The 21,871-nt window shown below is 45.3% G+C and carries 21 protein-coding genes; 11 read left to right on the top strand and 10 right to left on the bottom strand.

Features of this window, described 5'->3' with window-relative positions; translation table 11 throughout:
- Window positions 1-80: 80 nt before the first annotated feature.
- Genes ACMCM8_RS10395 through ACMCM8_RS10380 form a run of 4 tightly spaced genes read right to left on the bottom strand, consistent with a single transcriptional unit; the run spans window position 81 to window position 4,668 of the window.
- The gene (locus ACMCM8_RS10395) at window positions 81-1,175 is read right to left on the bottom strand and encodes a GGDEF domain-containing protein (protein ID WP_412722563.1); all 1,095 of its coding nucleotides are present in this window, start codon (window positions 1,173-1,175) and stop codon (window positions 81-83) included.
- 15 nt (window positions 1,176-1,190) lie between these two features.
- The gene (locus ACMCM8_RS10390; protein WP_412722562.1) at window positions 1,191-1,826 is read right to left on the bottom strand and encodes a PqiC family protein; all 636 of its coding nucleotides are present in this window, start codon (window positions 1,824-1,826) and stop codon (window positions 1,191-1,193) included.
- 50 nt (window positions 1,827-1,876) lie between these two features.
- Entirely contained in the window at window positions 1,877-3,529 is a 1,653-nt protein-coding gene (gene pqiB, locus ACMCM8_RS10385) for an intermembrane transport protein PqiB (protein WP_412722561.1), read from the bottom strand.
- Window positions 3,526-4,668, bottom strand: a complete 1,143-nt coding sequence (locus tag ACMCM8_RS10380) for a paraquat-inducible protein A (protein WP_412722560.1) — start codon at window positions 4,666-4,668, stop codon at window positions 3,526-3,528. The genes pqiB and ACMCM8_RS10380 overlap by 4 nt, the downstream gene beginning before the upstream one ends.
- A 155-nt stretch (window positions 4,669-4,823) precedes the next feature.
- Here ACMCM8_RS10380 and ACMCM8_RS10375 point away from each other — a divergent pair, with 155 nt between their 5' ends.
- On the top strand, window positions 4,824-5,936 hold the full coding sequence (locus ACMCM8_RS10375) for a hypothetical protein (RefSeq protein ID WP_412722559.1): 1,113 nt from the start codon (window positions 4,824-4,826) through the stop codon (window positions 5,934-5,936).
- 113 nt (window positions 5,937-6,049) lie between these two features.
- Here the strand turns inward: ACMCM8_RS10375 and asnS are convergent, their stop codons facing one another.
- Complete coding sequence (asnS, locus tag ACMCM8_RS10370; protein ID WP_412722558.1) at window positions 6,050-7,447, bottom strand: asparagine--tRNA ligase; 1,398 nt, start codon at window positions 7,445-7,447, stop codon at window positions 6,050-6,052.
- A 295-nt stretch (window positions 7,448-7,742) separates the two neighbouring features.
- On the opposite strand from asnS, the gene ACMCM8_RS10365 reads away from it, so the two are divergent.
- Window positions 7,743-8,225, top strand: a complete 483-nt coding sequence (locus ACMCM8_RS10365) for a hypothetical protein (protein ID WP_412722557.1) — start codon at window positions 7,743-7,745, stop codon at window positions 8,223-8,225.
- A 51-nt stretch (window positions 8,226-8,276) separates the two neighbouring features.
- Here the strand turns inward: ACMCM8_RS10365 and ACMCM8_RS10360 are convergent, their stop codons facing one another.
- A complete protein-coding gene (locus ACMCM8_RS10360) occupies window positions 8,277-9,245 on the bottom strand; it encodes a calcium/sodium antiporter (RefSeq protein ID WP_412722556.1) in 969 nt (322 codons plus the stop codon).
- Window positions 9,246-9,488: 243 nt separating this feature from the next.
- Between ACMCM8_RS10360 and ACMCM8_RS10355 the strand changes: the two genes are divergently transcribed.
- A complete protein-coding gene (locus ACMCM8_RS10355; protein WP_412722555.1) occupies window positions 9,489-10,976 on the top strand; it encodes a RimK family protein in 1,488 nt (495 codons plus the stop codon).
- Window positions 10,973-12,130 (top strand): GNAT family N-acetyltransferase/peptidase C39 family protein, encoded by a 1,158-nt coding sequence (locus ACMCM8_RS10350; protein ID WP_412722554.1) that lies wholly within the window; start codon window positions 10,973-10,975, stop codon window positions 12,128-12,130. Before ACMCM8_RS10355 ends, ACMCM8_RS10350 begins: the two co-directional genes overlap by 4 nt.
- A gap of 74 nt (window positions 12,131-12,204) precedes the next feature.
- Here ACMCM8_RS10350 and ACMCM8_RS10345 read toward each other — a convergent pair whose 3' ends face one another.
- The 3 genes from ACMCM8_RS10345 to bioA form a co-directional block, all read right to left on the bottom strand.
- The gene (locus ACMCM8_RS10345) at window positions 12,205-12,495 is read right to left on the bottom strand and encodes a hypothetical protein (protein ID WP_412722553.1); all 291 of its coding nucleotides are present in this window, start codon (window positions 12,493-12,495) and stop codon (window positions 12,205-12,207) included.
- A 239-nt stretch (window positions 12,496-12,734) separates the two neighbouring features.
- Window positions 12,735-13,256, bottom strand: coding sequence for a DUF2937 family protein (locus ACMCM8_RS10340; RefSeq protein ID WP_412722552.1), 522 nt, complete (start codon window positions 13,254-13,256; stop codon window positions 12,735-12,737).
- Between the two features lie 234 nt (window positions 13,257-13,490).
- Window positions 13,491-14,756 (bottom strand): adenosylmethionine--8-amino-7-oxononanoate transaminase, encoded by a 1,266-nt coding sequence (gene bioA / locus ACMCM8_RS10335; RefSeq protein WP_412722551.1) that lies wholly within the window; start codon window positions 14,754-14,756, stop codon window positions 13,491-13,493.
- A 98-nt stretch (window positions 14,757-14,854) separates the two neighbouring features.
- On the opposite strand from bioA, the gene bioB reads away from it, so the two are divergent.
- The 4 genes from bioB to bioD are packed head-to-tail and all read left to right on the top strand — an operon-like array spanning window position 14,855 to window position 18,815.
- Window positions 14,855-15,976, top strand: coding sequence for a biotin synthase BioB (gene bioB / locus ACMCM8_RS10330; protein ID WP_412722550.1), 1,122 nt, complete (start codon window positions 14,855-14,857; stop codon window positions 15,974-15,976).
- Window positions 15,976-17,247: an aminotransferase class I/II-fold pyridoxal phosphate-dependent enzyme gene (locus tag ACMCM8_RS10325; RefSeq protein ID WP_412722549.1), complete on the top strand. Its 1,272-nt coding sequence runs from the start codon at window positions 15,976-15,978 to the stop codon at window positions 17,245-17,247. Before bioB ends, ACMCM8_RS10325 begins: the two co-directional genes overlap by 1 nt.
- Window positions 17,248-18,129, top strand: coding sequence for a methyltransferase domain-containing protein (locus ACMCM8_RS10320; RefSeq protein ID WP_412722548.1), 882 nt, complete (start codon window positions 17,248-17,250; stop codon window positions 18,127-18,129). It begins immediately after the preceding gene.
- A complete protein-coding gene (bioD, locus tag ACMCM8_RS10315) occupies window positions 18,126-18,815 on the top strand; it encodes a dethiobiotin synthase (RefSeq protein WP_412722547.1) in 690 nt (229 codons plus the stop codon). Before ACMCM8_RS10320 ends, bioD begins: the two co-directional genes overlap by 4 nt.
- Here bioD and pepE read toward each other — a convergent pair.
- Window positions 18,786-19,508 carry a dipeptidase PepE gene (pepE, locus tag ACMCM8_RS10310; protein ID WP_412722546.1) on the bottom strand — a complete coding sequence of 241 codons (723 nt, stop codon included), beginning with the start codon at window positions 19,506-19,508 and terminating at the stop codon, window positions 18,786-18,788. The two genes, bioD and pepE, sit on opposite strands and share 30 nt — an antisense overlap.
- Window positions 19,509-19,603: 95 nt before the next feature.
- Between pepE and ACMCM8_RS10305 the strand changes: the two genes are divergently transcribed.
- From ACMCM8_RS10305 to ACMCM8_RS10295, 3 genes are read left to right on the top strand one after another with little or no spacing between them, the layout of a single operon-like run.
- The gene (locus ACMCM8_RS10305; RefSeq protein WP_412722545.1) at window positions 19,604-20,077 is read left to right on the top strand and encodes a low molecular weight protein-tyrosine-phosphatase; all 474 of its coding nucleotides are present in this window, start codon (window positions 19,604-19,606) and stop codon (window positions 20,075-20,077) included.
- A gap of 36 nt (window positions 20,078-20,113) precedes the next feature.
- On the top strand, window positions 20,114-21,052 hold the full coding sequence (locus tag ACMCM8_RS10300) for a FecCD family ABC transporter permease (RefSeq protein WP_412727684.1): 939 nt from the start codon (window positions 20,114-20,116) through the stop codon (window positions 21,050-21,052).
- A gap of 12 nt (window positions 21,053-21,064) precedes the next feature.
- Complete coding sequence (locus ACMCM8_RS10295; RefSeq protein WP_412722544.1) at window positions 21,065-21,847, top strand: ATP-binding cassette domain-containing protein; 783 nt, start codon at window positions 21,065-21,067, stop codon at window positions 21,845-21,847.
- The last annotated feature ends 24 nt before the right edge of the window (window positions 21,848-21,871 follow it).

Genomic DNA, 21,871 nt, shown 5'->3' with positions numbered 1-21,871 from the left:
GTAACGAAAGATGAGTCAATTTTGTGTAAAGGAGTGTTGTTAGGATATCTTTATATCAAACACATATAATGATTAATAAATTAACTTAAGTCCTTAACAGTACAAATTTTGTCCCGACCCGTTTTTTTCGCATGGTATAAAGCTTGATCAGCAAGTTGAATCGCCTGTGTTAGCGTTTTGTCATTTGTTACTTCACACACGCCGAAGCTACTTGATACAGTTAATTCAACATCATGAATGTTGAGTGGGGATTGGTTCAACATATGCTTAATTTGTTTTAACGCCGTTACTGCATTTGCTTCATCAGTGTCAGGAAAAATAAAGATAAATTCTTCCCCCCCCCATCTGGCCAAAACATCTTGTTTTCGCAGCCTGGAAGTAAAGGTTTTAGAAACTTGCTTTAACACTTCATCCCCGTGTTCGTGACCTAATGTATCGTTAATATTCTTGAATCGGTCAATATCTGCAATTGCGACAGTGAAAGCTCCATCTTTACGCTCTAATCGTGCGTACTCCCTTTCTAAAAACTGTTGGGCACCGCGTCTATTGAGTAACTGCGTCAAATAGTCGTGTTTTGCCTGGCTTTCGAATTGGTCACTAAGATATTTCGCAGTATCGTAACTCTTTTGGCGGCTGTATTCATAAAAGGCTGATAACGCTGAAACAGTTAAAAATGAAAATAATAAACGTGTTTTAAAACTATGTGGATAACTCGTAACCAACAAGCTTTCATCAAAAACAAAAAGCAGCAGTACACACACACAAATGTAAGCAATAAGCGCAGCTAAACCACGAGTAAAACCTGCGAAGAACATGGTAACTGGTGGGACAATATACATCCAAAGCGGTCCTGTATTATCCTTTCCACCTGTGACCATCAAAATCCACGACAATACCATGAGGCAGATAAGTAGTAGTGTAATTGATAGGGTATGTGCTCGCGCTGTTTTATATTTTACCTGTAATCGCTGTGAAAAAATAAAGCTAAGACACGCTGATAACAGTATGGCAGAACGGCCGTAATCACTGTCAAAAAGCGCGCCTACTCCCATGACAAACGTTAAAGTAATACCAAAAGCAGCAAATACATTAACGACCACTATACGTCGCTTTGTCTCGTCTTTGTAATGGCTGCGAACACCGCTGTGTAAATATTGTTTTATTAATTCAACCATATAATTTACCGCTGTTTAAGCACCGTTTTTAACGTTGTGCGCTATGTCTGACGCTAATTGCTTTAATACTTCTCTTTTTGCTTTAACGCTGGCGGCGAAACCATCCTGAGTTAACGGGATTTGTAAAGCAAAAGCCCTGTATTTAGGTGCATCTTTTTCAGAGGTAAAGGTGTATTCCCCAGACAAATAGATGTCGCCGGAGTATGTTGTAATAAAATCGCTGATATAGAGTGACAAATGTACAGTGCTTTCTTCGTTAAAGACGTCATGTTGCACTAATTGTATCCCGCTTTCAGCAAGGGATTGCTTGAGTGTTTTGGCTATGCCTTCTTCTATGCTTTCCCCCCAAAGGTGGCTGGTAGAAATGTGCAGATTAGTATCGCTAGTTTGATAGACTAGCCCCCGGTGTTTTAAATATTCAGGCAATAATATTTTATCTAATGTAACGACTTGTGCTGATAAAGGCTGTGCATCGCTATTTTTTATTGATGCATGAGTTGGTAGCTTGTTGGTGGGGTGCAAAAGGTAATAAGTTAATGGCGCTGAAGTACCACTGCACCCTGTAATAAATAGTGCAACGAATAGGGGTAATATATTACTACCGAATAACGATTTGGATATGAAATGTTTAGAATGCCATTGCAATATCATTATACGTTTCCTTTTTACTTAATTTATATGCTTTCTCAGCTGAATATTCGTTAATTACGTTTTGCTTTGGGCTGAATGTCAGACGAACTCGACGATGAAAAAATTAAACTGTTAGGCGCCTGATTTAACTTAAGTAGTAAGGGTTGTATATTGCGCAATGTATCTTGCAGTGCATCGACCGTCTCTTTAATCTCTGACTGATTGAGGCCCCCTTCGCTGTAATTCTTCAGTAAGCTGTCTAAACTTATCAGCACTTGGTTTAAGTTGTTGTTCAGTGCCTTTGCATCAATGTCGCCAATGAGCAAATCAAAGTCGTCACTGGCTGTCTCAACCGATAGCGCCGCCTTTTTCATATCACTGACTGCTGATTGAACATTCTCTACCATTTCCTTTAATGGCAGCTGGTTAATTTTGTCTAAAATAGCATCGGCTTTCTGAGTGAGTTGGGTGAACTCGTTGCTCACCGTGGGGATCACTTCGTATCCGTTGATGACTTCTATTGGTGAGTTACTTTCTTCATCGGGGAAATGTTGAAGATCCACATAAAGCCCGCCAGTTAACACATTACCCATTCTTAACGATGCGCGAAGGTCTCTGGATAGCCAATTTCGGATGGTTTGTTTTATTGCTTTTAGCCCATCTTCGGTATCGGGTTGCCTTGCTTTACCCGGGTAGATATTGATTAACACGGGGATGGGGTAGTCGCGCTGCAAAATGTTACCTTCTACCGCAGGAAAGGAGTTGATAGCAATAACATTACCAATTTCAATGCCGCGGTATTCCACTGGGGCGCCCACCGTTAAGCCTCGAACACTCTCGTCAATTAACAACAGGTATTCTGCAGCAACTTTAAATCTGGCATCTGATGCCGCTGCACTGTCTTTGTGTACGGTAAAAAAGGCGTTGTCCAGTACTTGCTCACCTTTGGGCACGCCTTCGGGAATGCCAAAAGTGACGCCATTGGCAAGCAAGGTTTCTAAACTGCCCGTCTGTACACTAAGTCCACTGGATTCAAGCAATAATTTAACGCCACTGACATCCCAGAACCGCGTGTTTTGAGTTATCAGTTTGTGATAAGGCGCTTCAATAAAGGCATCGTAATACACCACACGTTCTTCAATATCAAACGAGGCATCCTCAAACTCACCCACTTTAAAGCCTTTATAAATAATGGGATCACCAGGTTTGTAGGCAAACTCATCGTCACTTCGCAAAATTACGTGCAGGCCAGGTGTACCAGGTGGGGTCACCGGTGGCCGTTCCAAAGCTTTAAAATGTAGCTTTTCCTTACCCTTGTCATTGGCTGACATGGCGATGTAACTGCCGGATAATAACGTATTGAGCCCAGACACTTCAGAAAAGCTAATGCGAGGTGCAACGACCCAGAACTTAGCATTTTCATTGAGTAAATGTGCTGCACTGGCATCAATTCGTGCGCTGACCAACACGCCGTCCAAATCCGGCTTCAATGTAATCTTTTTGACTTGCCCTACATCCAAATCACGGACTTTGATGGGCGTTTTGTTCACTTCAATGCCGGTGGCAGAGTGTAACTCTATGGTAATAAGGGGACCTTGATTTTTCCATTGATAATAGACCATCCAGCCGCCGAGAATGAGCACGAGGATAGGAATGATCCATATTCTGGATATAGACGAGGTAGGTTTCACTTGTGCTTCGTTAACCTGAACATCTTCGGTCATGGTAATCTTTTCCACCGCTGCCAAATAAGACGAGAATCAAACGTCATTGCAGCTATCATTGTTACAAATACGACGGCGCAGAACGCAAGTGCTGCTTGGCCTGGATAAATGGCCATGGTATTACCCATTTGAATTAGCGATACCAACACTGCCACTACAAATACATCAATCATCGACCAGCGGCCAATTGCTTCAGTTAGGCGATAGTATTTTATTCTTAGCTGTTGAGAGCTGGTTTTTTCTCGCTGCACAGAAAAATTTAGCCATGCGAGGATACCTATTTTAGTTACTGGAACGACAACGCTGGCAACTAAAATAATGAGGGCAACGGGGTATGAGCCAGACTCCCATAAAGCAACAACACCACCAATAATAGTATTAGGCGTTTCCTGCCCGAAAAGTTCAGTATACATAATCGGTAACGTATTGGCAGGTATATATAAAATACACGCTGTAAATAGCAGCGCCCATGTGCGTTGAATGCTTTCACTGGCCTGTGACTCGGTTAGGGGCTTGGGTTTAGGCGGCATTCCTTGCTGTAACCATATGGCATAGCGAGTGGTATCGAATTGGCTAACACATAAAGCTGTAAAAGCTGAAAACCCAATAAAGGCATAAAAAGACATACCAATGGTAACGTCTGCTAATTCGGTTATTTTGATCAGACTGACTATGGTTCCCACTAGAAAAATCTCCGCCATACTCCAGGGAAGTAGAGCCTTAACTACCCTGAACAAGCGCGGGAGGTAAAAGGGACGTTGCTGTTTTATTTGGGCCAACGACAGCAGCAATATACCGATAAGTACCATGCCTGGTAACAAGACGGTGGCAAGACTCGTGATGATCGCCAGTGACAGGTAATCTTGCTCAAGTAGCACTGTGACGCCAGTAGGTAAATCAATACTGTGTTTTTGTCCGCTGGCTTTGAATGTTAGAAAGTTGAAAGGCAAAGACAGCAAAAGGAAAATGATCGCCGAAAATGAGTAAGCTAGCAGTTTCTCACAGGCGTTATTGCGGTACGAAATCAATGTATGATGACATACCGGACACACTGCGCGTTGCCGATGAGAGAGGGGAGGGATGTTAACCTGAGTATGGCATTGTTCACATATCAGAGTTAAGTTGTTGGCTTGTGTCATAAAAGTTAGTATGCCACGGGGTCTGGGTGTAATATCAAAATGTATAACCTGTTGATTTTCATTAGAACAACACGTTGTTGCTTCAGCATAGCGTATACCAAGCTCATCGGGAAGTCAGGCCGCGCGAATAACAATAACAAAAGATGACGAAATTCATGGAAAAGATCTACGGTATTCACAACATATATTTAGCAGGTAGGAAACACGGTCGTCGTTTTATGGCGAAGCGAAGTATTGGTGCTGTGCGCCTTTGGCGAAGTTTAACCTTTGCACAACGCTGCTATCTGGTGGCTACCAGTATGCTGCTAGTGTGGTTTTATTTCGATATTAACAGCACAATTTTCGATGTTGTCATGTACAGTTTTGTGTTGGCTGGATTAACCAACGAGGTGTGGCCTCGCTTTATGTTGGTTTGGCATAGCCTTCCCGGTAAAGCGGCAATTTTGTTTATCTACGCGGTCATCGCTAATTTTGCCTTAGCATCAGCAAGCGGTATGGTTAATGATGTCGTAGGTGTGTCGGCAAATGCCTTACCATACAGCCATAATTTTGCACTTATTTTAATGATGCCAACATGGTTTTTTCTTACGTCGATAATAGCCTTAGTAGTTGTCACATTGTTAACGCCTTTGTATTTACTGGCGCTGCTGGTACTCAAACCTATTGGGGTTAGACGGTTTTGGCATGCACCTGATTACCGGTTTGTCTTCACTACTGCATTAGTGCGTTATATTTGGACATTGGCGTTGCTGTTTGAGTTAATTCTTTTAGCCGCGCAGGCGGGATTAATGGGGGCATACAATAACGGCGTGAGTGAAGACATTGTGTCAGTCACCTACGAGAAGGAGGCCAGCACCCCGATACCGTCATCCTCTTCGGTACAGGTGGAAGGGAGTGACTCGCTTACAGAAGATGATGCAGGTGTAGATACGCCGACAACGTCGGTAAAAACGGTTATTGATGACATTAACAAAGACCAGCCAGACATAGAAGAGGATGTCTTGTTATTGTGGGAAGAAGCAAAAGCCAAGAATAAAGCATTTAAACGCTCTCAACGTCGATTACTGGCTGAGTTTATCTACGAATTCGAGTCTGATTCTCGCTCCCGCTGTGCGCATAGCGACGACAGTAGGGTCATTGAATTAAATGACTATGAAATACTGCAAATTACACGTACACAATCTGAGGACAATGAAATAGGCTATCAATATGAAGTGTTAGCCTGTCGCTCTCCGGGTATAGGCAATACCCAAACCGCTGTTAAGTAGTGACAGACACATGCCCGTTAGGATGAAGGGCGATTACCTGGTACTTTGAAAAAAAGCTCGCCACTGGGCGAGCTTTAATGTGTTAAGTGACTATTTTCACTAACGCTTGCACTTTAGAAGCTGGCGTTACCCGGAGTGCGGGGGAACGGAATAACATCACGCACGTTTTGCATACCCGTTACATAGGCGACAAGTCGTTCAAACCCTAAGCCGAAACCTGAGTGAGGCACGGTGCCGTAACGGCGTAGGTCGCGATACCAAGCGTAATCTTCTTTCGATAGTCCCATTTCTTCCAGACGTGTATCGAATACATCAAGACGTTCTTCACGCTGTGAACCACCAATGATTTCACCAATACCCGGTGCCAGTATATCCATTGCAGCAACGGTTTTACCGTCGTCATTAATACGCATATAAAAGGCCTTAATGTCTTTCGGGTAGTTTTGCATAATGATAGGCGCACCTACGTGTTCTTCTGCTAAGTAACGCTCGTGTTCTGAAGACAGGTCAATGCCCCACTCAACAGGGAACTCAAACTCTTTGCCGCAGTTTTGTAGGATCGCAATAGCGTCTGTGTAATCCATGCGCACGAAATCAGAGCTGACCAGCTTCTCTAGGCGTTCAATGGCATCTTTTTTGATGCGCTGTGCAAAGAAAGCCATATCGTCGGGTAACTCTTCCAATACCGCTTTACAGACATACTTGAGCATATCTTCAGCCAGTTGCGCCACGTCTTTCAACTCTGCGAATGCCACTTCAGGCTCTATCATCCAGAACTCAGCTAAGTGACGTGAAGTGTTGGAATTCTCTGCGCGGAAAGTCGGGCCGAAGGTATAAACTTTAGACATGGCTGTGCAGTAAGTTTCTACGTTCAGCTGACCTGATACTGTCAGATAAGTTTCTTTCCCAAAGAAATCTTCAGAGTAATCGACGTTGCCTTTGTCATCTCGAGGAATGTTCATCATATCCAAGGTGGATACGCGAAACATTTCACCGGCTCCTTCGGTATCACTTGCCGTCAAAATAGGCGTAGAGATCCAAAAGTAGCCTTTTTCATGAAAGAAGCGGTGAATGGCCTGAGATAGACAGTTGCGCACACGCGTAACAGCGCCAATCACGTTAGTACGAGGGCGAAGGTGCGCGTATTCACGCAGATATTCGATACTGTGGCGCTTTGCGGCCATCGGATACGTATCTGGGTTTTCTACCCAGCCCAACACGTCCACATCAGTAGCGTCAATTTCTACTGCTTGACCTTGGCCTTGAGACTCTTTCACTGTACCTGTTACTGCTAGCGAACAGCCCGCGGTAAGGCGCTGAATGTCAGCGTAATTAGACAGAGAATTGAGCGCAATAACTTGAACAGGATCAAAGCAACTACCGTCGTGTAGTGCAATAAATGATAACCCTGCTTTAGAATCTCGGCGTGTTCTTACCCAACCTTTTACAGTTACCGATTCGCCAACGGCGTACTTACCCTTAAGTACGTCAACTACGGGCGCATGCGTCATGTTAATTTCTCCGTCTTACTAAACTTGTGTTGTTGCTCGTTATTGACTCATATTCAATAACAATGCGCTAAATGCACTAAATTTCACCATTGTGGTCAATGGTTTTGGATTTTAGGATCCAAAAATATCATGAACTGAGCATCGCGTTGAAGCGTATTTATGCTAAGTATCATGTTACGGTGGTGTCAAACTACCCAATGAGACGCTTGAGCCTGCTGAACTTTGCTGTACACCATGGATAAACAGGCCCTAGTATACTCAACCGTAAGCGGGATGCCAGAAAACAGAGTGACAAATGGGAAATAAAAATTCCACATCATCGGTAAAGGAGAACCCATTGCCTACATCAGAGCAGTGTAATCATCAAGATGCGTCAACGAGCGGTGAAATAAATACTTATGAGAAGTTAGCGGAGCGACGTTCAACGCCCCGCTCCCAAACGACATTTTACAAAGTGATGCTGGTGCTGAATGTCGCCGCATGGGTTGGGTTAGTCGTCGCCCTCATTTTATTTCATTACGCCAGGCCAGATTTTATCAGTGGTGTGCAAGCCTATTGGGGAATAAAGGGGGATACTAGCTGGTCTGAAGATTATGTGAGCGCAATGACCTTTATGTTATTGGCGTGTTTAGTGCTGAGTCTCGTTAGCATGCTAATGCGAGCACGCCGAAATCGCCGTCAAAAGGACAAATTTGGGGTTAATTTATTTGTGTTACTGGCAATAGTGGCTATCAGTTTAGTCACTGTAGCCACTACATTGGGGTTGTTTCCCGATTAATTCTAAATAGCCTTTATTGTTAACAGACATCGCCCTAATGTGCAGTACCTGCTAGATAAACGCCACCTTGATTAACATGTAGGTGTATATAGCATAGGCCAGTAGAAATAACCCACCTTCTAGTCGGTTAAGCCGTCCTTGTCGTTTTATGCCAATACAAAAGACAAATAAGGCAATCGTAGAGGCAAGCATAACAGCCACATCGCGGTAGAGAAAATCTGCAGACACTGTCATGGGCTGAATTGTCCCGGCGATACCCACAACGGCTAGGGTATTAAACATATTTGAGCCGATGACGTTACCGATGGCTAAATCGTGCTCACCTTTTTTAACTGCTATAAGAGAAGATGCCAGTTCAGGTAAAGATGTACCTACCGCGATGATCGTCAATCCAATAATAGTGTCGCTGACACCAAAAAATGTGGCCACTTCTACGGCACCCCACACCAACATTCGCGAGCTGGCAATCAGTAATAATAGTCCCGCAATCAGCCATATTACATGAGTTTTTACGGTGCCTTCGTGAGAATTGATTTCTTCGCTATATTCGCTGGCTAGGGCGTCGCTGTCGCCTTTCATGCCGTAGTAAATGCTCCAAGAAACCAACAGAACAAACAGACCGATTAATGAAAATGCGTCATCCTTTGACACTTCTTGATCCAGCACTTGCCAGGCGGCGAAAAAGGTAATGCCCAACAATACGGGAAGCTCTTTTTTAATGATTTCAGATTTTACCGCAATAGGGCTAATTAGGGCTGTAAGACCTAATATAAGTAAAATATTGGCAATGTTAGAGCCATAGGCGTTGCCCAGTGCAATACCCGAATTACCTTGAACTGCCGCAAAGACTGAAACAATTATTTCCGGTGCCGATGTGCCAAAGCCAATAATTAACATACCAATAAGCAAGGGGGAGACCCCGAAGTGATTGGCAACCGAAGCTGCACCACCCACGAATTTACCCGCACTCCACAACAGGGCAGGTAATCCAATTAATATTGCCAGGCTGGCCAGTAACATATTCACTCCTTAACTAAAACTGTGGCTTATTATTATTGGCTAAAAGTGCTTAAGACGCTGATTAAATTAGCATAACTTTTCGTTGTCATAACGATGAAAAAAAGCCGTGCTGATAATGCTATGCAACGACGCAGTAAAGCGTAAACTCTGCGCTGGTTGATGCGTGTGCAACGCGTAAACACCAACCTAATTGTAACCGACTATGCTTCGTTTATCGAAGCACAATAACTAGAAGCGAGCCATATGCACAATACACTGATTGTTACGGATGATGTTACCCCTTTTTGTAACACATCTTTAACCGTGCTGACCTTTCAAGATTACCTTGCAGAGTTTCCTAAGCTAAACGAGCCGAAGACACGGGTTATTAACCTGTGTGACACTGCGCGCTATTTAAGCGAAGGTTATTATTGCTCGTTGCTTGCCCAAGCAAGAAGTCACCTGGTTTTGCCTTCTGTGAACACCATTAATGACTTGCGAATGGCGGAAGAAAAAAGCATCGATCGCATGGTTTTTTCGGTTACAGTTCAACAAGATAATGCAGTTATCAACGATGAGCCTCTATTAGTACTGTTTGGCGAAGTGAAAGATCAGCGCTTCAAACGGTTAGCGCGTCAGGCCTTTGAAAAATACCCTTGTCCAATTCTCGTACTAACACCGATTGTCACAGAATCGAAAGTGTCTGCTAAGACACCGAACAAAGTAACGGTAGAAGGCGTGGCAAGTGTTCATGCAAAGGCCTTTAACGAATTGACGGAAAAGCAACAAGCTCGATTTATAGAGCAATTAGAAGCGCATACCAAAATTCAGTGGCGAGCAAGTAAAGCGGGTAAGAAAGCGCGCTGGGATATGGCTATTTTAGTTAACCCTGAAGAAAGCACTCCACCTAGTGATGACAAGGCCATTAAGAACTTTGTCAAAGCTGCTGAGAAGGTCGGTTTTCGCGCTGATGTAGTAAGTCGTTTGTCTCACGAAGAATTAGGGCATTACGACGCGTTGTTTATTCGTGAAACCACAGCGATTGACCATCATACTTATCGTTTGGCACGTGCTGCCGAACGAGAAGGGATTGTGGTGATGGACGATACGCAATCTATTTTGCGTTGCTGTAATAAAGTCTTTTTGCAAGATGCGTTTGCTTATCAAAAAGTGCCTGCACCAAAAGCAACGTTTGTGTCTAGTGCCAGCGATGAAGTGTGCGACAAGTTAATTGCTGACTTTGGTTTACCTTTAGTGTTGAAGCTACCTGAGAGTTCGTTTTCTCGCGGGGTTCACAAAGCAGAAAACAAAGAAACCTTAAAACAACGTCTCGAACAGATGTTAGCGGAATCGGCATTGGTGCTAGTACAAGAATATATTTTTACCGAGTTTGATTGGCGAATTGGCGTACTAGGGGGCAAACCCATCTATGCCTGTCAGTACTTTATGGTGAGAAACCACTGGCAAATTTACAATCATCAGGGCGATAGATTTTCTTCTGGTGGTTTTGCCACCATGCCGACCTTTGAAGTGCCTAAACCCGTACTTCAAGCGGCAGTTAAAGCTGCCAAAGTGGTGGGCAATGGGCTATATGGTGTTGATATTAAGCAAGCTGGCAATGCTGTGTATGTCATTGAAGTAAACGACAACCCAAGTATCGACTCGGGTGTAGAAGATAAATATTTGGGCAAAGAATTGTATGAACTCATCATGCAAGAATTTGCTGACAGATTGGAGCAACGGGGACGATGATCACTTTGCGTGTAGCGACCAAGCATGATCTTGATGCGCTTCAGCATATTGAGAAAACATGTTTTACCACCGATCGCTTAAGTAAATCGCGTTTTAAATTTTATAGTGAAGCACAACATGCTGAACTGATCGTTGCTGAGCGCGCACTGAATACGGTGCCTGTTGAACTCAATGCCACGCAACCTGCACCTTTGCAAGGTGAAACGGGTATGCAAGTGGTGGGATATGGGTTACTTCTTTTGCGCCGTGGGACTCAACTTACCCGTCTTTATTCTATAGCTGTATTACCTGACGCACGAGGGCTCGGTGTGGCCGAGAAGCTCATAAACAGCTTGGGGGAGCGGGCACTTTTGCGGGGAAAGCGCTTCATGCGCTTAGAAGTGGCAGTTAGCAATATTGGCGCAATTGCTCTGTATAACAAGTTGGGGTTTAGTCAGTTTGGAATGTATAGCGATTATTACGACGATCATACTGACGCATTGCGTATGCAAAAAGTATTGGTACCCAGTAAATCTCTGAACGCTGAGGCGTATCCCTGGTATCAACAAACAACGGATTTTACCTGCGGACCGTCGGCGCTCATGATGGCCATGCGCGCGTTAGATAGCCGTTACGAAATGTCACAGGAAAAAGAGCTTTCCTTGTGGCGTACCGCAACCACCATTTTTATGATGTCAGGTCATGGTGGCTGTCATCCGGTGGGGTTGGCACTTGCTGCAGTTAATGAAGGTTACAGTGCAAAGGTCATCATTAATCAGGATGTACCGTTGTTTGTCGACGGCGTACGCGATCCTGAAAAGAAAGCCATTGTAGAAAGCGTGGAATCGCAATTCATTTTGGAGGCCCGAAGAAAGGGAATTTCGGTGGATATTACCGACTGGCATATCGAAGTGATAGACCAGACTCTCAAAGCGGGTGGCGCAGTACTTTGCTTAATCAGTACCTATGCATTTGACAAGAAAAAGGTGCCGCATTGGGTAGCGATTACCGGTTGTGATCCGCATTGCTACTATCTCCACGACCCTGATGCCAGTGATGGGCAACCTGTTGAGTATCAACATATTCCCGTCGCCCGTGAAGACTTTATGAGACTGGCCAGTTACGGTACACGGAAAGTCAGAACGCTGGTGCTCTTAAAAAAGAGTCGCGGCTAGTATTGTAGCTTCAGGGTATACCTCTAATGTACCTTTTCGCCGATACGCTTTAGTGGGTCAAATATACCGGCCCACTAATGTGGCAAAGAAGTACTATCTCTCAAGCTCATCTTTTGATTTAGGGTATTAAGCTTAGAGACCAGTTGAGACAGTTCTTTCACCGACCCAGAAAACGCAATGCGCTTGTTTAACTGTTCACCTTTAACGGCGCTTCCGTATAGCGCAGTGCTTTCAAAACACGCCGTCTGCTCATCTAGCGTGCGCCATTCATCTTTAAGATCACTTGGAATGCAATGGCGTTTTGCAATAATTTTGTCTTTTATTTGCAACACTTTCCCAATGAGTAATTGTGCATCTGTAGGCATGATACTTTCTCCTATTTCGGCTAACTATTGAAAAAGCATTGTTTTACAAAGGTTTTCAACCAACTGCTTGCAGAAGTTTAAATAACAATTACCTTTTCAATTTACGTTGCAGATTACCCTGCCTAATAGGTTTTGCAGTATCGATGCCAAAAATACTGTTTATACATTTTCAATGAGACTAGACGTTAAAATTACTATGTTTCAACTTCGGGCAGGGGTTAACCCAAAGTGAGAAGGTGTTAGCGGTAACTATAGCGTGGTGGCTTTTGTTTACTTTTTTTTACTTGGCAATAGCAAAAGTGCGGTGTCCAAATCAGTAAATTCAATAATATCGCGGTCACCAGACTAAAAACGATAGAGGAAGGGGAGAGGGGGATCGACGGGCTGAAATTTTTCATCACCCGATTGAGCGTACCATATTGAGATGGCGATACCATAAACACCAGCTTTTCGAAATAGTGGCCATGTTCTAATTTGCGCATGCCAAGTTCAAGCGTCGTAATTTGTGCAAATCGTTCGGCTTTTAAATTTGCGTTTTCTCTTACTACAGACTCACTGTTTTGCTTTAAGCTCTCTAACATGGCATCGACAGAAGGAAAGCCATGTTGTTTGGCTACTTCAGTAGAGCTGGTAATTTCATCACGAAGGGCATCGTAGTAACCGTTTAAGTACTGACGGTAATGATCGGCCAATATCGGCACCTGTAGCGCTATGATAAATAAAACGGCAAACACTACTTTATCAAGAACACGCACAATCATTTAAAACTCGCTTTTAATCAATGTATGTTGTTAACCAGTTGCCCTTACAGTCGCACATCTTAAGCCTGCCTGAAGCACAGTAAACGGGCTATCCTTAAAATTAGGATAGACTGCACGTCAGGTCAGATAAATTAAATTTGGTGAGGTTCCATTAAACCTCGATGCTATACCAACATAGTAAAGTGGTGGCTTAAATTCGTCGCTTCTTATTCAAAATTACGAATTAGCCGACACTTACTTCAAACTGGTGTAAATGGCGTGAGTCAACCGACTCAACTGCGCTGGGCTTATGATGTAAGGAGGCATAATGTATACCAGTTTACCAAATGGACGGATCCAAACCCCTTGTTTTACAAACTGCCGCTGTATCTGTGCGACATTCACGGCTTGCACGGTTTCAACAACGCCAATTGCCCCTAACACTCTGACATCTGCCACATTGGGTAACTCTGCACATTTTGCCAACTCAATCTGTAATTGTTTCTCAATAGATGGTACTTGGGTTTGCCAGTGGTTTTCGTTTATTAATGACAGACTTGCATTGGCAACTGCACAAGCTAGAGGATTTCCCATATAAGTTGGACCATGCATAAACACCCCTGGCTCGCCCTGACACACGCCTAACGCTACATCTTCAGTACACAGCGTAGCTGCAAGTGTCATATAGCCTCCGGTGAGCGCCTTGCCAAGACACAAAATGTCCGGCGAAATACCCGCATGTTCACAGGCAAATAATTTACCTGTTCTGCCAAAACCCGTGGCAATTTCATCGCAAATTAACAGCACATCGTAAGTATCGCATAACTGACGACAGCGTTTGAGGTATTCAGGGTGATAGATGCGCATTCCTCCCGCACCTTGCACAACGGGCTCTAAAATAAGCGCGGCCATTTCCTGATGGTGTTTATCGAAGATTTCTTCTAAGGGAAGAATGTCATCTTCACTAAAGGTTTGTCCGAAGCGGGTCTGCGGGGCGGGGGCGAAAAGTTGTTTGCGCAACACGCCCTCAAATAAGCTGTGCATACCATTAATAGGATCACACACGCTCATTGCGGCAAACGTATCACCGTGATACCCGTTGCGAGGCGCAACAATACGAGATTTCTCAGCCCGTCCCTGACAGGCCCAATACTGAATTGCCATTTTTATCGCCACTTCAACGGAAACCGAGCCGGAATCTGCTAAAAAGACCCGTTCTAATCCAGCTGGTACCATCTGAAGTAATGATCGACACAGGTCGATGGCGGGTTGGTGAGTAATGCCTCCGAACATAACGTGAGAAAAGGCATCTATTTGCTGATGGGCAGCCTGATTTAGTACAGGGTGATTGTAACCGTGGATAGCAGCCCACCAACTGGACATACCGTCAATCAGGGTTTCACCTGATGCCAAAGTCAGCTCTGCGCCTTTCGCGCCAGTGACCTCATAACAGGGAAGAGGGTTAACCGCAGACGTGTACGGGTGCCAGATGTGCTGTTTATCGAATTCTATATTGTTCAAAATTTAACCGTTAGTAAATCTTATGAAATGGTCAGAGTTGACAACTTTGCAATGACGCATAGACTAAGCGAGCATTAACTATTAGTAAAGGACAGTCAATGACACTGGCTTGGGCGCAAACGGCGCAAACGACAACTATTCGTAACGATTGGACGAAAGAAGAAGTAAAAGCGCTATTCGAAAAACCATTTAACGACTTACTCTTTGAAGCACAGGTTGTTCATAGACAACACTTTAATCCTAATGAAGTACAGGTAAGTACGTTACTTTCCATCAAGACCGGTGCATGTCCTGAAGACTGTAAATACTGTCCACAAAGTGCCCGCTATGACACGGGGCTGGAAAAAGAGCGGCTGTTAGAAATTGAGAAAGTCATCCAGCGTGCTAAAGAAGCCAAGCAGGTGGGGTCAACCCGTTTCTGTATGGGCGCGGCATGGCGAAATCCCCGTGACCGAGATATGCCTTATATTCTAAAAATGGTCGAAGAGGTGAAAAGCTTAGGTCTTGAAACCTGTATGACACTAGGCATGCTTACCCGCGATCAGGCGGTTGCATTAAAGCAAGCTGGCTTGGATTACTACAACCACAACCTTGATACGTCGCCAGAGTATTATGGCGATATTATTACCACACGGACATATCAGGACCGATTGGATACCTTGGAAAATGTCCGTGCTGCCGGCATGAACGTGTGCTCTGGGGGAATTGTGGGTATGGGCGAAACCGTTACTGATCGCGCCAGTATGCTGGTGCAGTTGGCCAACTTGCCCGAACAGCCGCAAAGTGTGCCTATTAATATGCTGGTTAAAGTCAAAGGGACTCCGCTCGATAGTGTTGACGATCTCGATTACTTCGAGTTTATTCGCACCATCGCGGTAGCCAGAATTATGATGCCTAAGTCTCACGTACGTTTATCGGCAGGCCGCGAAGCCATGAACGAGCAAATGCAAGCGTTGTGCTTTATGGCTGGGGCCAACTCGATATTTTATGGATGTAAATTGTTGACGACATCTAACCCCGATACGCATGAAGACGTGATGCTATTTAAAAAATTGGGCATTAATACCGAACGTACCCGTGATTTTTCTGATGAGGCTCACCAGCAAGTGCTCGAAGAGGAAATGGCACAGCAACAGCAGATGGATTCCAGCGAACTGTTTTACGATGCCAGCAAACCGCGTAAGGCATCTGCAAAAGCATCGCACACCGTGGAGGCTTAATGGCCTTTGAATGGTTAGAAGGGCAGTTACGGGGGAGGGCTGAGCAAGGTTTGCTTCGCCAACGCCACTGCCAACAATATGAACGCGAGAACGTCATTTGTATTAATGGCGAACACTACCTCAATTTTTCCAGTAATGACTATCTGGGAATGCGCCAGCACGATGGGCTGTTACAGGCTTGGGTGGAAGGCTTAGCGCAATTTGGTGGCGGCAGCGGTGCATCACCGCTGGTCACCGGCCATACCCAGGCACACCTTGCCCTTGAAAGCTATCTCGCGGACGGATTAAACCGCGAAGCCGCGTTGTTGTTTAACTCTGGTTTTGCAGCGAACCAAGCGCTGTGTATGGCATTGTTTGGTCACTTGCCCAAGTCTACACCCGTTTCACATCGACAAGGTGGGGAAGTCAATACGACGGCAAACCGCGCATCTATATACGCAGATAAACTGATGCACGCCTCGTTTCTGGAAGGGGCGCTAAGTGTGGGTAATAATGCCCGTTTACGTCGTTTCAAACACAATGATGTGGACAATTTACGCCGCTTGTTGAGCCAGCAACACACGCACATTCAAGATGAGAATTTCGCTGATATTCTCATTGCATCCGAAGGTATTTTTAGCATGGATGGCGACTCTGCGCCGTGCGAGGCACTTGCTCAAGTGGCCGAGCAGTACAACGCCTGGTTTATGTTAGATGATGCCCATGGCATGGGGGTGTTGGGAGAGCGTGGTTTAGGGACGGTAGACGCATTGGGGTTAACCCAATCGCAAGTGCCCATTGTAATGGGAACCTTTGGCAAAGCCATTGGAACGGCCGGGGCATTTATTGCGGGAAGCCAAACGCTTATTGATTACTTGGTTAATTTTGCCAAACACTATGTTTATTCTACGGCAATGCCACCGGCGCAAGCGGTTGCAACGCTGTACTCACTGACGCACATCGCCAGTGATCACGACCGCCGTGACAAGCTCACACAAAATATTGCCTACTTTAGAGCTGGCTTTGCCAATCAGTTTCCTCAATTAGGTGAAAGTACCCTGCATTTAGGTGATTCTAGCAGTGCCATTCAGCCTATTATAGTGGGTGACACCCAACGTGCGTTGCGCTTAAGTGAAGGACTTAAACGCCGTGGCATATGGGTATCCGCTATACGTTACCCCACTGTGCCAAAGCATCAAGACCGATTAAGAGTGACACTGTCCAGTCTCCATACAACACAAGACATTGATGTGTTGCTGGATGCTCTCGTGTTAGCGTGTAAGGAGTTGTAGATGTCACTTGGACTTCTTACTGATACAGTTAGTAAACGTGAGGCCATCGGCGTAGATTTTGGTACTTCAAAGGACCACATAGAAAAACGCCAATCGTCGGTTACTCACTTGAAAAATGGCGTAGTCAGTGAAAATGCAGTGGCTAAGCGCTTTTCTAAAGCCGCAGTCAAATACGATGCGTTAGCGGGCATTCAAAAGCGAGTGGCAGAGCAGACATTGGGCAATTTACCTGCACAGCTTAAGGGGAATGCCATCGATATCGGTTGTGGGACCGGCATCCATACCTCTGCATTGCATGCGCGTGGGGCTAATGCTTTTGGAATCGATATCGCCGAAGGTATGCTAACGTTGGCCCGACAAAATTACCCGAAAGTAAAATTTGTTCAAGCCAGTGCGCTGGCGTTGCCTTTTCATCAGGCGACCTTCAACACCGTATTTTCGTCTATGGCATTGCAGTGGGTTAAAAATACGTTTCGTGCCGCACAGCAAATAGCTCATATACTTGCGCCTTGTGGCGTAGCTGAACTGGCCATAATGGTGGATGGCTCGTTTGAAGAGCTTAAAAACGCGCGCAAGATGGCGCATTTAACTGACGCCAATACCCCGATGGCAAATTCAGCTTCATGGGAAGCGGCATTTAATCAGGCGGGACTCAGTGTATCTCGTGTCATTACCCGCGACTATGTCGATACCCACCCGGACATCATGTCTTTATTGCGTTCGGTAAAAGGCGTTGGGGCAGGGGAAACCGGAAAACACCAAGCGCCTTTGTCGCGCCAGCAGGTCAAAGCGCTCTCGGCGGTTTATCACAACACTAGCCCTGTGCAAGGTGAGCTGCCTTTAACGTATCGTATTAGCCATTTCAGATTGGAAAAAAAATGAAGCAGTATTTTATTACAGGTACCGATACTGAAGTCGGCAAAACATATGTGACCTGTCACTTACTGCGCGCTGCAGGGCGCGCCCAGCGTCGAGCGATAGGGTACAAACCCATCGCGGCAGGTTGCGATTTTGTCAGTGGTAGCTGGGTGAACGAAGACGCCGCAAATATTCAAAAAGCCAGTAGCCTTAATTTGCCCATTGAAACCATCAACCCAATAGCGCTTAAACCACCCATTGCGCCGCATATTGCAGCAGTGGAAGAAGGGGTGCAACTAACCGAAGTGGCAATAAAAGACGGGCTTACTGCGCTTCAACAAAATCAGCCCGATTTACTGCTTATGGAAGGCGCAGGAGGTTGGCGATTACCTTTAACTGTTGGGGAAAGCGGCACACCAACTCACTACTTATCTGATGTCGTGGTGGGTCTAAACATGGAGGTTATTTTAGTTGTAGGCATGCGTCTTGGTTGTCTTAATCACGCCATACTCACCGCAGAAGCCATTCGACGGGACGGTTTGACAATAAAGGGGTGGGTAGCAAACGACATTACGGGCAACATGACGCGATACCAAGAAAATCTGGCGTCGTTAAAAGCCATGTTACCTGAGCCGTTGCTATGTGAATTTCCCTACCGCCGTGCGCCTCAAGAAGAAAACTTAGCTCTCTTGATTAAGCAGCTGTGTTAGGTCTTGACCACTTTGAATGGCTTTTTTGTCATTTCCTAAAAAGATAAACCCATCTTTGTTACCTTTTAACGTAAGCGTACGCTTACTTAGTACGAGTGCCGTGCCTTCCCGTATAGCGACTACAGGCGTAGACGGGTTTAACGCGGTAAACTCAGCAAGACGCTGATCGCGGGTTTCGCCATTGTGTCCCGGTGGCTGATAGTCGGTGTAATGCGGGTTTATCTGAAAGGGAACAATATCCAGTGCATCAAAACTCGGTGGCTCAATAATCGGCATATCGTTGGTGGTTCTGATTGATTGGCCGCATATGTTGGACCCAGCACTCCAGCCAATATAAGGCGTGGCGTCTGCAATGGCATGCTTAAGCGGTACCATTAACGCGTTGGCATAGAGCTTGGACAGAAGGTGAAAAGTATTGCCTCCTCCCACGACAATAGCCTGTCCATTTTTCTTCGCATTGTTAATGGCCAAAGCAGGATCATCAAAAGTGTGCAAACCTACGACTTTGCATTCTGGCAGGGCGCTGGCCACCGCCTCGACATAGGCATCAAAAGATTGGGTGACGGCTGCATAAGGAATAAATAGAAGGTCGCGAATATCACCTAAGTGTGCAAAAATATGTGCTCTGGCATGTTCAAGATAAGGTTCGCTACCTTGGCGCGAACTGCTGAGCATAAGTACGTGTGCGGTCATACAAACTCCACAATTTTTCTGACGGCGTATCATACGTGAATCTTCACAGAAAGTTTAGTCACGTTCCGTCACAGCATAGTTTTAAAGGAATCTGCATGAAACAATCGACGTCGGTTTTATTTGTCTGCTTAGGCAATATATGTCGTTCACCGACCGCAGAGGCGGTTTTCAAACACAAGGCTTCTCAGGCGGGTTTAGATCTCTTCGTTGACTCAGCAGGTACCCATGGTTATCACATTGGCAACCCACCAGATAAACGCTCTCAAGCTGTAGGGGTAGAAAGAGGGTACAGCTTTAAAGGGGTCAAGTGTCGTCGCGTGGATGAAAGTGACTTTGAAAAATTTGATTACATTCTCGCCATGGATCTCAGTAATTTAGCTAATCTTCATGGCATGTCGCCTTCCCAATATCACGACAAAATTAAGTTGTTTTTGGATTTTTCAGAGGTAGAGGATAAAGAAGTACCCGACCCTTATTATGGCGGCAAGCGCGGTTTTGAGTTGGTATTGGACCTCATTGAAGAAGCCTCAGAAGGTCTGATTGCACATATTAAACAGCATAACCTCTAGGGCTTAAAATTGACCAAAGCAACGTGGCTAACAGGGATGCTGGTTATTGTTTTAGTTATTGCAATAACTGGAGTCTTGGGAACAGTGTGGTATACAGATACCCCAGTAGCCCTCAAGCAGCACATCACTTTTCAACTGCAAATACCACTCGTATTAACGGCGATGTTAGTGGGGGCCGCATTATCGGTAAGTGGCGCGACCTTACAAGTCGTGCTTAAAAATCCCCTTGCCGATCCGGGAATAATTGGGATCACCAGTGGTGCTAGTTTGGTTGCGGCTTTCTTGCTACTTATTGTGCCACCCTGGGCACAAGCCTACTTGCACTATTTACTGCCATTGGGGTGTTTTATCGGTGCGTTGGCCAGTACATTACTCATTTATCGTATAGCGCGGCGATTATTGGGTTCGAGTACCGCCGTTATTCTTTCAGGTGTCGCCATATCAACCTTAAGTGGCGCCATCATAGCGTGGTTGTATCTGTTTAGTGACGCCAATGCACTGCGTAACCTCACATTTTGGTTGATGGGGAGTTTGTACCAAACCACGTGGCCAGTGTTGGCTATAGGCGGGCCATTTATCGCCGGTGCTGTGGGGCTTCAGCTGTTTTACGCGAATGACTTAAACCGACTTTATGGCGGGGATATCGCCGCTAAAAGCAGTGGTGTGAACGTCGATACACTCACTGAAAAGCTATTGATAGCGAGTGCCGTAGCGGTAGGAGCTGCGGTCTCAATGGCTGGCTCAATTGCGTTTGTGGGCTTGTTGATCCCTCATGTATTACGTTTGATTGTAGGGCATGATAATCGACTTATTTTGCCTTTAAGTGGTGTTGCGGGTGCTGCGCTTTTACTCGTTGTGGCGTTAAGTTCAGAGATCACCAACGCCATTACTTTACCGGTCTCGTTAATCACGGCTTCGTTTGGGGGACCGCTTCTTCTTTGGGCGTTGTATAAGGGGCAGCTAAAGGCTAGCTAAAAGAGTAGGAAAATGACCGATAGTAGCAATCAGCGCCTGTTAGATCTATCCGGCGTCACGCTTTCCAATCGCCTAGACATCGCCGCGTTACAGGTTAATCAGGGCGAATGTATACACCTTATTGGACCAAATGGCGCGGGAAAATCATCGCTGCTGCTTGTTATGGCAGGGCTAATTGCTCCGGATTCAGGCTCACTTTTAATGATGGGCAAACCGATATCGCAATGGTCCCTCGCGTCATTGGCGACAATGCGTACTATCCTCGCGCAACACGCCCATGTTAACTTTCACCTGTCGGTAAAAGAATACCTTAGCTTTTATTCTGATCTAAGCGAATGGAGAGGCATTCCGCCTTTACTGGACAAAGCATTAGAAGTCTCATCGTTTATGACTAAAATGGTCACGCATTTATCAGGAGGTGAGCGCCAACGTGTAGAAATATGCCGCACCCTGATGCAAATCTGGCCTCAATTGGTCAAGGGTGAGGGCGTGGTGTTGCTTGATGAGCCTTTGCAGGGCTTAGATATTCGTCACCAATACGCATTGGCACAACTGGCAAATGTGTTGAGCGAGAAGGGTAATACCGTCATTGTCAGCTCTCATGATATCAAATTAAGCGCCAACTATAGTGATAGGCTTTGGCTTATGCACGAAGGGAAAGTTGTCGCCGACGGCAATCCGTCACAAGTGGTCACGCAAGCAAACCTTGAACGCATTTTTGAATGCCATTTTGCTATAAGCAAGCACGATAACTTTCTAGAAATTCAAGTTTGCGCGCCTATTTCCTTAGAATAAATGTGGTAAAGTGCCCAAGCGTCC

It is taken from the genome of Alteromonas sp. D210916BOD_24 (genome assembly GCF_047159385.1).
GTDB lineage: Bacteria > Pseudomonadota > Gammaproteobacteria > Enterobacterales > Alteromonadaceae > Alteromonas.
The sequence above is the reverse complement of the archived record's forward strand: the minus strand, read 5'-3'. Positions and strand labels throughout refer to the sequence as shown.